The sequence below is a fragment of the Dictyoglomus sp. GBS genome, from assembly GCF_055179815.1.
The window spans coordinates 1,728,972-1,742,100 of the sequence record NZ_CM143687.1 but is presented as its reverse complement, the minus strand read 5'-3'; the positions used below and the strand labels follow the sequence as shown (position 1 = coordinate 1,742,100).

General features: G+C 31.0%; 13 protein-coding genes. 9 read left to right on the top strand and 4 right to left on the bottom strand.

The window, feature by feature from the left end; translation table 11 throughout:
• Nucleotides 1-115: 115 nt before the first annotated feature.
• From ACY3IT_RS08700 to ACY3IT_RS08690, 3 genes are read left to right on the top strand one after another with little or no spacing between them, the layout of a single operon-like run.
• Nucleotides 116-1,744, top strand: coding sequence for a permease (locus ACY3IT_RS08700; protein ID WP_463082551.1), 1,629 nt, complete (start codon nt 116-118; stop codon nt 1,742-1,744).
• 2 nt (nt 1,745-1,746) lie between these two features.
• A complete protein-coding gene (locus tag ACY3IT_RS08695) occupies nt 1,747-2,169 on the top strand; it encodes a GIY-YIG nuclease family protein (RefSeq protein ID WP_463082550.1) in 423 nt (140 codons plus the stop codon).
• Nucleotides 2,156-2,782, top strand: a complete 627-nt coding sequence (locus ACY3IT_RS08690; protein WP_463082549.1) for a LysE family transporter — start codon at nt 2,156-2,158, stop codon at nt 2,780-2,782. Before ACY3IT_RS08695 ends, ACY3IT_RS08690 begins: the two co-directional genes overlap by 14 nt.
• A gap of 5 nt (nt 2,783-2,787) precedes the next feature.
• Here the strand turns inward: ACY3IT_RS08690 and ACY3IT_RS08685 are convergent, their stop codons facing one another.
• Both ACY3IT_RS08685 and ACY3IT_RS08680 read right to left on the bottom strand, forming a co-directional pair.
• A complete protein-coding gene (locus ACY3IT_RS08685; protein WP_463082548.1) occupies nt 2,788-3,246 on the bottom strand; it encodes a hypothetical protein in 459 nt (152 codons plus the stop codon).
• Nucleotides 3,247-3,250: 4 nt separating this feature from the next.
• Nucleotides 3,251-4,342 (bottom strand): CapA family protein, encoded by a 1,092-nt coding sequence (locus ACY3IT_RS08680; protein ID WP_463082547.1) that lies wholly within the window; start codon nt 4,340-4,342, stop codon nt 3,251-3,253.
• A gap of 118 nt (nt 4,343-4,460) precedes the next feature.
• On the opposite strand from ACY3IT_RS08680, the gene ACY3IT_RS08675 reads away from it, so the two are divergent.
• The gene (locus tag ACY3IT_RS08675) at nt 4,461-6,614 is read left to right on the top strand and encodes a glycoside hydrolase family 130 protein (RefSeq protein WP_463082546.1); all 2,154 of its coding nucleotides are present in this window, start codon (nt 4,461-4,463) and stop codon (nt 6,612-6,614) included.
• On the opposite strand, the gene ACY3IT_RS08670 is transcribed toward ACY3IT_RS08675, so the two are convergent.
• Nucleotides 6,603-7,115 carry a biotin transporter BioY gene (locus tag ACY3IT_RS08670; protein WP_463082545.1) on the bottom strand — a complete coding sequence of 171 codons (513 nt, stop codon included), beginning with the start codon at nt 7,113-7,115 and terminating at the stop codon, nt 6,603-6,605. The two genes, ACY3IT_RS08675 and ACY3IT_RS08670, sit on opposite strands and share 12 nt — an antisense overlap.
• 144 nt (nt 7,116-7,259) lie before the next feature.
• On the opposite strand from ACY3IT_RS08670, the gene ACY3IT_RS08665 reads away from it, so the two are divergent.
• From ACY3IT_RS08665 to ACY3IT_RS08655, 3 genes are read left to right on the top strand one after another with little or no spacing between them, the layout of a single operon-like run.
• The gene (locus ACY3IT_RS08665) at nt 7,260-7,508 is read left to right on the top strand and encodes a PspC domain-containing protein (protein ID WP_463082544.1); all 249 of its coding nucleotides are present in this window, start codon (nt 7,260-7,262) and stop codon (nt 7,506-7,508) included.
• A gap of 18 nt (nt 7,509-7,526) precedes the next feature.
• A complete protein-coding gene (locus ACY3IT_RS08660; RefSeq protein WP_463082543.1) occupies nt 7,527-7,913 on the top strand; it encodes a PspC domain-containing protein in 387 nt (128 codons plus the stop codon).
• Nucleotides 7,914-7,928: 15 nt separating this feature from the next.
• Complete coding sequence (locus ACY3IT_RS08655) at nt 7,929-8,822, top strand: LiaF transmembrane domain-containing protein (protein WP_463082542.1); 894 nt, start codon at nt 7,929-7,931, stop codon at nt 8,820-8,822.
• A 2-nt stretch (nt 8,823-8,824) separates the two neighbouring features.
• Here ACY3IT_RS08655 and ACY3IT_RS08650 read toward each other — a convergent pair whose 3' ends face one another.
• Nucleotides 8,825-9,841 carry a LacI family DNA-binding transcriptional regulator gene (locus ACY3IT_RS08650; RefSeq protein ID WP_463082541.1) on the bottom strand — a complete coding sequence of 339 codons (1,017 nt, stop codon included), beginning with the start codon at nt 9,839-9,841 and terminating at the stop codon, nt 8,825-8,827.
• A gap of 282 nt (nt 9,842-10,123) precedes the next feature.
• Between ACY3IT_RS08650 and ACY3IT_RS08645 the strand changes: the two genes are divergently transcribed.
• The gene (locus ACY3IT_RS08645) at nt 10,124-12,067 is read left to right on the top strand and encodes a peptide ABC transporter substrate-binding protein (RefSeq protein WP_463082540.1); all 1,944 of its coding nucleotides are present in this window, start codon (nt 10,124-10,126) and stop codon (nt 12,065-12,067) included.
• 82 nt (nt 12,068-12,149) lie between these two features.
• Complete coding sequence (locus ACY3IT_RS08640) at nt 12,150-13,112, top strand: ABC transporter permease (RefSeq protein WP_463082539.1); 963 nt, start codon at nt 12,150-12,152, stop codon at nt 13,110-13,112.
• The last annotated feature ends 17 nt before the right edge of the window (nt 13,113-13,129 follow it).

Genomic DNA, 13,129 nt, shown 5'->3' with positions numbered 1-13,129 from the left:
AAGTTATCTATATAAATTTTATTCACTATTATATATTGTGGGTAATTATTTTCAATAATATAATAACGAAATAATAAATTTTAAATTTTATTTATGAATTTGTGGGAGGTTAAGTATGTATAAGAATTTTTCTCTGGCCATATATTGTACTGCCCCATTTTTAAATAAAGTTTCTTTAAGAGAATTGGAGGAAGATTTTGCTTTTTTTGAAAGATACTTAAAAATAAATAAAGTATATCTGGAAACTCATAGAGGAAAGGATGATGTTCCTATGGAGAAAATTCTTGAAATAAAAGAGTTTTTTGATAAAAAGGGAATTAAAACATCGGGAGGAATCACAACTACGATAGATCTTCCTGGTGATCTGGTTCATGATTTGAGAATTTTTCATACATTTTGTTATTCCAACGAAATATTGAAAAATAGGTTAAGAGAAATTGTAGAGTATACTGCTTCAATTTTTGATGAGGTTATTCTTGATGATTTTTATTTTACAAGTTGTTCTTGTCCTGAATGTATAGAAAGAAAAGGAAAATTATCATGGAAAGAATATAGACTTAACTTAATGGCGGAGATATCTCAAAATTATGTGGTAGGACCAGCTAAGAAAGTAAATCCAAGGGTTAATATGATTATAAAATATCCTAATTGGATAGATTCATATCATCAAAATGGTTATAATCCTGAATCTCAAAAAGATATTTTTGATGAGTTATATACCGGGACAGAGACGAGAGATCCTAAATATACACAACAACATCTTCCTCGTTACTTAAGTTATTATTTAATGAGATGGTTCGAAAATGTGAAGCCTGGGAAAAATAAAGGAGGATGGTTTGATTCTTTTGAATGTAACTTAAATCAGTATATAGAACAAGCGCATCTTACTCTTTTCTCTAAAGCTAAAGAAATTACTCTTTTTGATTTTAGTTCTTTAAGGAGATCAACTTTTATTCCTTCCCTTTCCTTAGAGCTTGAGAAATTGGATGAATATCTTTCAGAGTTAGGAAACCCAATTGGTGTTAAGGTTTATCATCCATTTCATTCTGATGGTGAAAATCATCTCTCTTCTTATTTAGGAATGATTGGGATACCCTTTGATCCTACACCTTATTTTCCAAATGATGCAAATATTTTATTTTTACCTGAAAATTCTGCTGAAGATAAGGAAATTTTAAATAAAATAAAAAGTTTTCTTCTTAGTGGTGGAGATGTGATCATTACATCTGGTTTTTTGAGAAGATTGGGTAGAAATATGGAGGATTTTACATCAATAAAATATACAGATAAAAAAGTATTATTAAGTTTATTTGCTATAGATCCTGCTATGACTGGTTTTAGTAAATATGTATATTCTCGTAAGGAAATTATTTTCCCGATTATTGAGTATCACACTAATTCTTCTTGGCCAATAATTGTAGGAATTAATGGAGAAAATAATTTTCCTATTCTTCTCAGAGATTTTTATGGAAAGGGAAGGATCTATGTTTTAAATATTCCCGATAATTATTCAGATATTTATCTGTTACCCATAGAGGTACTTAATGAAATAAGAAAAATATTTTTGAATAAATTAGGTATTTATTTCAAAGGAGATGAAAAAATAGGAATGTTTTTGTATGATAATGGTTATTGTATTTTAGAGTCCTTTTTATCCTATAGAACTGAGGTAACATTAGTAAATAAGGATAAAGAAATGAAAATCAGATTGGAACCAAATTCTTATAAGGTTATTAGAATTTAATTATGAAAGGAATATATCTTTTGGTTGTTGAGGTAGAAAAAGATATAGAGTGTAGGGTAGGGCGACTTGGAGTTATAAAATTTAATAGGGGCCTTTATATCTATGTAGGATCAGCACAAAATAGTATGGAGAAAAGAATAAAAAGGCATCTTAGTAAAAATAAAAAATTATATTGGCATATTGACTATCTATTGGAATCTCCTTTTGTTAGAGTAAGAGAAGCCTTATATAATGATCATCTTTGTAAAGAATGGGAATGTAAGATTGCATCTTTGATAGATGGAGAGAAAGTTCCTCGCTTTGGATCATCAGACTGTAAATGTGATTCTCATCTTATAAAAGTGGAAGAGAATTTTTTAGATAATATGAAGAAGTATTTTAGAAGATTAAATATAGAATGGAGTGTGAAGAATGGTTGTATTTAATTTATTCATCACTAGTTTTGTAGTAGGATTTTCAGGGGCGTCAGCTCCTGGTCCTATGATGACAATGGTAATTACACAGTGTAGCCTTAAAGGTTGGAAGGACTCTATCAAAATAGTTTTTGGGCATGCTATGTTGGAAGCTGTTCTTATTATACTTCTGCTCTTAGGTTTACAACCTTTTCTTCAAGATCCGACTTTTTTAAAAATTTTTACTTTTTTAGGAAGTATATTTTTGAGTTATATGGGTATATCTCTATTTATATCACTTATTAAAAAAAGTAGTTTAGAGCTAAAGAATTCTGATCCTATAAAAATTCCCCTTCCTTTAGCCGGAGCTCTTGTTTCTTTATCAAATCCTTATTGGCTGATATGGTGGGTTACAGTAGGGGTAACTTTTCTCGGACAAGCAAGGAGTTTTTTTATGTTGGGAATTTTAAGTTTTTATGTGGGCCATATCTTTTCTGATTTTGTATGGTATATTTTTATTGGCTTTGTAGGACAAGGTTTAGCCCTTCCTCTTTGGAATAAATTATACAAGATTATATTGTATTTAGCATCTTTTTCTCTTATTTTCTTTAGTGTCTACTTTTTGAAATATGTAATATTAGGATAAACTGATTATTTTATAGAACGAAAAAGTAGTAAAGCTCCAATAATTATAAGAAGTATGGGGAATAAATATCTTATATATTCTGGAGATTTTGATATTAAGCCTAGTATGATACCAAAAGAGATAAGGATGATTCCTGGATATATAGACCAGTACTTTTCTGCATAGGAGTACTCTTTTTTAGATGAATGAATAAAGAAAATCATTAGAAATCCAAATCCTATAAATGAAATGATATATACAGGGTTGATAGTGTATAGGGATTGTAAAATATTAAATAAAGCTATACTTAATAAGATACATCCTGGAATGAGAAATCCTATATTTCTGTTAAATCTATAATATGAAAACAAAAATATGGCACTAATAATTAAAAGGAAGAGATTTCCTGAAAGAATCCCAAAATTACTTAGGAGCAAAAGGAGACCTATAAATATTAAAAGGATAGCCATAGCTTTTTCTCTCATAAATTTATTCCCCTTTCGATATATAATTAAGGACTTTTTTTAGGTATATTTTAGAATCAGATTCTACATATGTCAAATTAGTTATTTTCTCTGCTTTTATAACCTTATATCTATGAGGATTATTTTTATCCTTTGTGGTCTTTGAAATGAATATAGGTATTATCTCTTTTCTAATGATAAAGGTTTTATTTTTATACTTGTTCAATGTTATATTTAATATTAATCCAAATTTTACTTGAGGTATATTTAGTCCATATTGGTCTGTGAAAAAATTCCCCAATGAATAAAAACACCATTTTCCATTTATCTTCTCGTAAGGTCTTACTGAATGGGGGTGACTTCCTACTATCAAGTCTCCACCCCATGATATTATTTTTTTAGCAAGCGATTTTTGATAGGATTCAAGTTTTTCAGAGTATTCTATGTATCCCCAATGTAGATAAATGATTGTAAAGTCAACTAAATTCTTTATCTTTCTTATATCTTCTTTGATTTTGTCCTCATTTATGAGATTAACCATATATTCTTTGTTTTTAGGTAAACTAAAACCGTTGATGCTAAATGTATATGCAAGAATTCCTACTTTTATGCCGTTTTTAGATAAAACAAGGAAATTTTTACTGTCCTCTTCTGAGGTATATGCACCCACATAATATAATCCTCTCTTTTTTATATTCTCTATTGTAGCTGTTAGTCCTATTTCACCCTTATCAAATATGTGATTTGTTGACAGAATCATAATATTAAATCCACTTTTTTTAAGAAGATCTAAAATTTCTACTGGAGCGTTAAATAGGGGGTAACCTGATACTTGAAATATATTTGAGGCAATAGGAGTATCAATCACAATGGAAGAAAAATCTTTTCTAATATATTCCTCTATTTCTTCAAATATATCAGGAGGAAAATAATATTTCTTGCTTGATGGATCATAATAAGAATTTGATAAATGTTTTTGGAGAAAAAGATCCCCTGCAAAAGCTAAGGATAGATTTTTAAATTCCTCTTCGTAGGTATTGGAAAGGGTAAAGTAAACAATGACAAATAAAAAAAGAAGGATTTTTATTAATCTTTTGTAAATAATTTCTAACCACATGCTTAATATTATACATGATTTTTTTGTAACTTTTTTGGCTTGATTTTTTTATAGATTCTATTAATATAATCCTTTGGAATGAATTAGAGAAAGACTTGATGGAGGAGTTGAAGGTATTATGATGGCAGGATTAAGAAAGGGAGATAAAATAACATTATTAGGGTTTCATGATTTTTTAACTCCAGTAGTTGATTATTGGAAAGAAGAAGGATTTAATGTAGAAATTGAATATAATTATAAAATTAGGGATATAAATTCTAAGATATATCTAATTGTTGATAGTCCTAAGGATCATATTCCATGGCGAATGTTATTAGAAGAGATTAGAAATGTTAAAGGAAAAACTCTTTTTTTAAATTATCCTAAAACAATTAAAAATTCTGATCATCCTATATGGAGACATAAGTGGGATGGAATTATTTCCTTTTTTTGGGAAGAATATTTGCCTAAAAATATATATTTGGTAAAATTTCCTTCTTATCCTGTTTTTAAAAAGAATTTGGAGATCTCAAGAGAAAAGTTGGGATTTCCTCAAGATAAAAGGATAATTCTTGTAATGGGCGATTATTCTTTTGAGAATGTCCTATTTTATCTTTCTTATGTAAAAAGTTTATTAAATCTTTATATTGTTGTTTTAGTTTCTACTTATGAAAGGAAGTTGAAGGTTGAAAAATTTGTTGCTAAAAATAAGCTTAATGTGGATTCTGTTATATTAGGTGGAATATGGGATGATGATTTGCAAATCGTGGGAGCTTCCGAAATGGTTATTATGGATGGAGGAGATGAAGTGGAACCTTTTGAGGTTTATAAACTTATAGGTTGGGGGACACCTCTCGTTATAAAATATAAGATATTTAATAATTTTTTATACAATGAAGCCATAAAATTTGATGGTAAAGAAAGGACAGAAATAAAGGGAATATCAAAAACCGAGCTTTATACAGGTGTTTTGAGGTTTAAAAATAAAGATGATCTTTTTTACAAAATAAAACTATTATTTGAAAATAAAAACCTAAGAGATATAATTCTCGGTACATCAAGAGCATTTGCCTATGCTCATTCTCCTGAACTTGTTGGTAGTCAATTTTTATTTATCTTTAGAGAACTATTAGAACCACCCCAATATAGAGCATCTAAAAAGGCTATTAGATTTCAGAATAATCCATTATTTAGAGCAAGACCAAATGTTTACTTAAACATAAACAGAAAGAAGATAAAATGGGAAAGGTTAGTTTATAATGCTGGAGCTATTAGAATTAATGGAACTATTTATGTGCTTTATAGAGCTTTGGGAGAAGATGGGGTTTCTCGCATTGGATTGTGGTGGTCAAAGGATGGTTATAAAGAAGAAGGAAGACTTGACTATCCTATATTTGGTCCTAAGGAAGAATATGAAATGCCAAAGAAGCCAGAACAGCGTAGAAAATGGCAGAAGAGAACATTTGGAATGATTAGAGAGGTAGGAGGTACTGAAGATCCAAGAATTACTCTCATTGATGATTGGTTATATATGACCTATACAGCTTATGGAGATGTGGTACAGCTTGCTATGGCAAAGATACCTTTAAATACTTTTTTGGATGGGGTAAAGAAATTTAAAAGTTTTGAAGAATGGAATAATGCTTGGGTGAGAAATGGCCCGATATTTAAGTACTTAGAAGATAAAGATGCAGTACTTTATGTTGTAAATGAAAGAAATAGGGAATTTTCAAATGGTAAAAGAGAAGAGGATGATTTTGTAACAATTTTCCCAGAACTTTTGGATAAGAAAGTAGCTCTTATTCATAGAATACCTCCTGATATGCAGATACTTTATACAGATGAGCTTAAAGCTAAAAGTATAAAAGTTGGTAAAACCTTTTTGATGCCTTCTCCTAATACTTGGGATAGTATAAAGATTGGGGCAGGAGCCCCACCTCTAAAGACACGTTTTGGGTGGATTCATATTTATCATGGGGTTGGTAATTGGATGGGAAGAAGAGCCTATGGTTTGGGAGTTGTACTAACATCTCTTGAAGATCCAGAAAAAATTTTATATAGATCATCAGAGCCTATTCTTCAACCTGAAGAACTATATGAAACTACTGGTTGGGTCCCTAATGTGGTATTTACCTGTGGTGTTGTACCAAAGAGCAAAGATTCCAATGAAATTTTAGAATTAGACGATGAACTTTTGATATATTATGGTAGTGCAGATGAAGTTATGGCTCTTGCTGAAATAAAAGTATCTGATCTTATACCCGAAGAAATATTGGCGAAGTTAACTATTTGATTTTATGTGAGTTTTTAATTTGTTCCATATTGTTAGTGCTATGATACCTTTTAATAAGTCATAGGGTATAAAAGGTAATACTCCTGTTAAGATTGCTTTTGTATATGGTATTTTTATAGCAATAGAAAGCCACATGCTTCCTAATAAATAAATTACAAAAATACCAAAGATAAGGGCTAAGATCTCAGAATATCTTTTTAATAAAGAAATGGTTATACCTCCCAATAAGAACCCAAAAAGATATCCTCCTGTAGCTCCAAAAAGGATATTTAGGCCTCCTCTTCCTCCAGCGAATACAGGAATCCCTAAACCTCCTAATATTAGGTAAGAGAAAACAATATAGAAAGTTTCCATAGGTGAAAAGAAAAGACTTATTAAAAACAAAAATAATACTTGTAGAGTAAATGGGACTGTAGTAAAGGGTAGATAAAAACTTAAATAACTTCCCAAGATAAGTAATGCTAAACCTAAGCTCAAAACTGGTATCTTTTTATAATTCAACACCCATCACCTTACCTTTCTTATTTTTGCTACATATTTTAAAAAGAGAAATTTGAGTTATTGTTAAAATTTTCTTAAAACTTAATTAAAAGGCAACTTTTTTTAATATTTCTTCGTATTATATGTAGAGGAGGTGATAAATTTATGGAAAAAAGATTATATAGAAGTAAGAAAAACAGAGTTATACTTGGTGTATGTGGTGGTATAGGAGAATATTTGAATATTGATCCAACAATAATAAGGCTTATTTTTATTTTCTTTTTGATAGCCTTCAATTTTTCCCTTGTTGTAGTATATTTTCTTTCTGCTCTTATAATACCGGAAGAACCTGATATTTCTGAGAAGAATGAACATGATGATATAACACCTTCTGGGCCAATTCAACATCTATAAGAAAGGGGGATTTTAAAAATGAAGAGACTTTATAGAAGCAAAAAAAATAGGGTTTTTCTTGGTGTAAGTGGTGGTATAGGTGAGTATTTGGGTATAGATCCAGTTATTATTAGACTAATTTTTATATTTTCCATCTTAATATTGGGTCCTTTTAGTTTTCTTTTATACCTTCTTTGTGCAATAGTTATACCAGAAGCTCCATGGTATGAAGAAGGATCACAGGAAGATGGAGAATTAGAAAGAAAGGATATATATGCTCATAAAAATGAACTTTTAGGTTGGATTCTTCTTGCTATAGGAGTTTATTTTTTGGGAAAAACTTTTAACTTTTTTACCATATCTTTTAATATTGTTTTGGCTTTAACTCTTATAATCATAGGATTTTTATTGATGTTCAAAAAATAAAAGGAGGAAAAGATTATGAGAAGAGTATCCATATTTGGAATTTTTTTGATATTAATAGGAGTGTTATTGTTATTATCAGAGATAGAAATAATCAGGTTCTATTTAAAAGATTTTCTTAGATTTTGGCCGTTAATATTTATTTTTTGGGGACTTGATTTAATATTAGGAGAAAAGAGATGGTTTGGTTGGGTTTTAGTTTTGATAATTATCGGCTTAGTTATACTAATAATCTTTTTCTCTCCTTATAGTAGTCAATATTTTAGGAACAGAGGCCATAATTTTTATAGAGAATGGAGGTATCCTTTTAGAGAGAATTTAAAATCTATTAGTTTAAGTATTTCTGTTGGTAACAGAAATGTATTGTTAAGAGGTTTTGAGAAAGATAATAAAGGAGATCTGATATATATAAATTCTAATACAGGTTTTAAGATTAATAAAGTAAAAGATGAAGAAATAAATGGTAGTTTGAGTTTATGTCTTAATTTTGAAGATTTTGATAGAGAGATTCCTTTTTTTGGAAGAATAGGTAAATTAGATGAAGTAGACATAGAAATCAATTCTAATACTAATATAGATCTTGTATTTAATTCAGGCGTTGGAAATAGCACCTTAGATATGAGAAATTTTAAGTTAAATAATTTGGAAGTGAAAGGTGGAGTAGGCAATATAAAAATTTTTTTACCCAAGAGATCCTGTTATGTAGAAGTAGAAGGTGGAGTAGGTAATATAAGTGTATATATTCCAAAAGGTAGTGTTTTAGATCTTACAACAGAAGCTGGAATTGGAAAGGTAACAGTGGATAAGAATATAGAACAAGGAAAAGAAAGCAGTAAAGAAATAATACATTTAAGGGTTAAAGCTGGTGTAGGTAATGTAAAGATTATTTCAGAGGAAAAAGATATTATCTGACATTATCCGGCGGATTTTCTCCATATAAAAGTAGCTGGTATAATTTTGGGTTCGTAATCGTTAGGATTATCAAGAATATGTAAGAAGAGTCTTGCTGATTCTTGACCCATCTCTTCAATTTCCTGTCTTACAGAAGCAAGAGGTGGATCTATTCTTGCATCTATATATAGATCGTCAAAACCAATTACGGATATATCATCTGGTACTTCCCAATTTTCTTCTATAGCAGCATTTATAGCTCCTATTGCCATGTAGTCGCTACAAGCTAACACAGCACTGGGTGGATTTTCAAGTTTTAAAAGTTTCTTCATAGCTTTGTAGCCACCGTCAATAGTTAAGCTTTCTTCAACTATTAATTTTGGATCAGGTTTAACTCCATATCTTTTTAATGCTAAAATATAGCCTTCATATCTTTCTTGTATAAAGCTATGAGTGTTATTTCCTTTAAGAAGGGCTATACGTTTATGACCTTTTTCTAAGAAATAAATAGTGGCATCATATGCTCCTTTTACGTTATCAGTATCTACATATGGATATTTTTTAAGTTTTGATGAAACTTTGCCAACACTTACAAAAGGTATATTGTCATTATATAACATTTCAGGAAAAGGATCGTCTTTTTTCACGTTTGCTAATATATAGCCATCTACTACACCCTGTTTATATAAAGATATATATTTTTCTGGAATATAGGGTGTTTCAAGCATTGATAACATAATATTATATTCATTTCTATCTAATATTTCTGTTATTCCTTTAATCAAAGGAGGAAAGAAGGCGTCTGAAAGAATAAACCCTCTTTCATATGGGATAATGAGAGAAACAATTTGAGTTCTCGCTTTTGATAATTTTTGAGCAAAAGCACTGGGATGGTAGTCATATTCTTGAATAATTTTTAATACTTTTTTTCTTGTTTTTTCACTAACATTAGGACTTCCATTAATAACCCTTGAAACAGTTGCTACTGATACGTTTGCAAGTTTTGCTATGTCTCTTATGTTTATCTTTACTTTTTTCAATTATTTTTCACCCCTTTTTATTTTTTTTGTATGATATTATACAAACTTTACAATAATTATAGCAAATTGAAAATAATAAGTTTTTTTCAGATAGAAATCTTTAAAGTAATGTAATTTTCTTAATTTTTTCTTAAAATTCTATTGACAAAAAAAATTAGTTTAAGATAAAATTATTTTGAAAATATTCACAGCGAGCTAAGGAGGTGATATTTAAGCAAAAACAAATTCTCAAAACGTTTTTCTTTAATGAACCTTTAATCTTTTTGGGGGAGGAGTGATTAGATGCGTAACAAAAAAGGTTTAATTATCTTGTTAGTTTTGATTTCTGTTCTTCTTCTTTCTGGAGTGGTAAGTGGACAAAAAGAAAAAGTCGTTAGCTTGCCTTATTGGGATACACCAGGATTAATTCCTTACTATTGGCAAGCCCAACATATATTAGCTCAAGGTACAATATTTGAAGGTCTATTTGGATATGCACCAGATCCTAAGGGACTTGGTGGAGTAAAGGTAGTACCTGTTATTGCTCAAAGCTATAAGGTTTCAAAAGATTATAAAGTATGGACTTTTAAATTAAGAAAAGATAAGAGATGGTCTAACGGAGATCCAGTAACAGCAAAAGATTTTGAGTGGTCCTTCAGATATTATGCAAGTCCAAAGATTCAAGATTTACCTGCGTGGGCAGGACCACTTCAGTTTTTTGAGAATTTCTGGGCAGTAAAAAGTGGTGCGGAAGATCCAAGTAAACTTGGAGTAAAAGCTCTTGATGATTACACCTTAGAAATTAGACTTGATGTACCAAGATACGATATGAAAGAATGGCTCTGCGTAGCACAGGGAGTACCAATTCACAGGAAGTCTGTAGAGGCAGATCCACAGAATTGGTGGAGACCCGGGAAAATAGTAGTAAATGGACCATATATACCAGTATCATGGACACCTGGTAAAGATATGGTATTAGTCAAAAATCCAAAATATGTAGGTGAAACTGGTAATGTAGATAAGATTGTGCTTAAGTTCGGAGGACTTGGACTTCAACAATACATGGCAGGAGAGCTTGATGCAGCAATGATAGGAAACGTTGCAGAATATAGGTTTGTCATGGCAGATCCAAAACTTTCCAAGGAATTTCATGAGGATGTAATGGATTGTTTCTGGAATGGTTATCAATGGTCTCGTGGATTTGATCCTGTAATGGACAATCTTAAATTAAGACAAGCTCTCGCAATGGCAATAGATAGAGAAAAACTCTGTAAAGATGTACTTGGTGGTAGGGCATTGCCTCTTGCCAAGTATTGGCCAGATGGTAACCCAATAGGAGACAAAATGAAGGCAATTCCATTTGATGTAAAGAAGGCACAACAACTACTTGCTGAAGCAGGATATCCAGGAGGAAAAGGACTTAAGACTCTTGTATTCTACATAACTGGTGGCGGAGATCCTGTTGTAGAATTTATAGTAGATCAATGGAAAAAGAATCTTGGTATAAATGTTATAATAGAAAACGTAGAGTCTGGACTTTATTGGAACTCTTATGTATGGCCATCATTCTCACCAGATGCTAAGGCAGGATTTACTGTAATAGGTGCCCCAATGAACAACTTGGAAATTGGAGCTCTCTTTAAGAACTCTGATCATACAATATGGTTCTATGACTTCCCAACTTCTGCAAGGAAGAGATATCATGAGCTTAACCAAGAAAATGATGCTTGGTTAAGAAAAGATGGGGGTTTAACACAGGCAGATTGGGCACCACTTCTTGAGAAGAGGAAGACATTATATGAAACTTGGAAGAAGATCGTAGATAGTGAACCTGAAAAACTTTGGAAAGAAGATATTGCAAGAAAACCAACCTGGTTTGAGCGTTTTGATGAATTATATGAAAAATGGAAGGCAGCAAAGACAAAGGAAGAGAAGACAAATTATTGGAGACTTGCTGGAAGAGAAATTACAGGGCAAGAAATATTCCAAAACTGGTATCTTAACCTTTCCAAGGAAAGTAAGCAAGCATATAGATGGAGATTTAGAGCTATAAATAGACCATTTAGTGAAGCAGTTAAGATTGCCCATTATGCATTACAGGGTATGCAAGATAGATACTACATGGTGCCAGTTTATCTTGCAAAGGCTCAATGGGTAAAGAATCCAAAACTTGAAGGTTTGATGCTCTATAAGTTCTCTTGGGGTCCTGGATTCTTCAATTTCAAATATCTAAATCTCAAGGATTAAAAATAGATTAAGTTTTTGATAGAATAGGGGGAGGGATAATTGCCCTCCCCTTTTTTAAATTGTTATTAAAAGGAGGTAAAGTATGGGGCTTATAAAGTATATAATACGTAGGCTTTTTACTATTTTTGTCTCAATTGTTGTGGTAATTATTATCACATATATTCTTATGTGGCTTGCACCTGGTGATTTTTTCAATATTGCTCAGTTCCAGGCAAGCGCAGGTAAAGTTGCAACATTAACTCCTGAGCAATTGCAAGTTTTAATAAAAGGGTTTGAAGAAAAATATGGTTTAAATGTACCTTTGTGGAAACAGATTTGGAATTATTTGAAAGATGCATTTAGATTTAAGTTTGGTCCTTCTTTTTCAAATCCTAATGAGCCTATTGAGGTTCAGATTGCACGAAGATTCCCAGTTACTTTTACTCTTGCTATCTTATCTATGGCTCTTGCAGTACTTGTTGGAATACCTCTTGGAATTATTGCTGCTCTTAAAAGAAATACATGGATAGATTATGTTTCTATGTTCTTCTCTATGCTTGGAAGTATCATTCCAGCTTATTTGATTGGAGTTATTATGGTACTTGTTTTTAGTGTTTGGTTAAGATGGCTTCCTTCATCGGGATGGGAATCTCCAAAACAAATGATTATGCCCGTTATAGCTGTCGGTTTAGGTCCTATGGCAGTAATTGCAAGATTTATGAGATCAAGTCTTTTAGATGTTCTTAATCAGGATTATATAAGAACTGCTTATGCAAAAGGCGGACCTGATAGAGCAGTTATTATGAGACATGCTTTAAGAAACTCTTTGATTCCAATTGTTACTATTATTGGACCTCAACTTGCTTTTTTGTTTACAGGTACTGTATGGATTGAAAACCTATTTAGGGTGCCTGGACTTGGTCAGCTCTTTGTTAATGCTGCATCTATGAGAGATTATCCATTATTGGTAACATCTACTTTTATCCTTTCTCTTTCTGTAATGTCAATGAACTTGTTGGTTGATATTATATATGCATTTCTTGATCCAAGAATTAAATATGAATAAAAGGCTCAAAGGAAAAA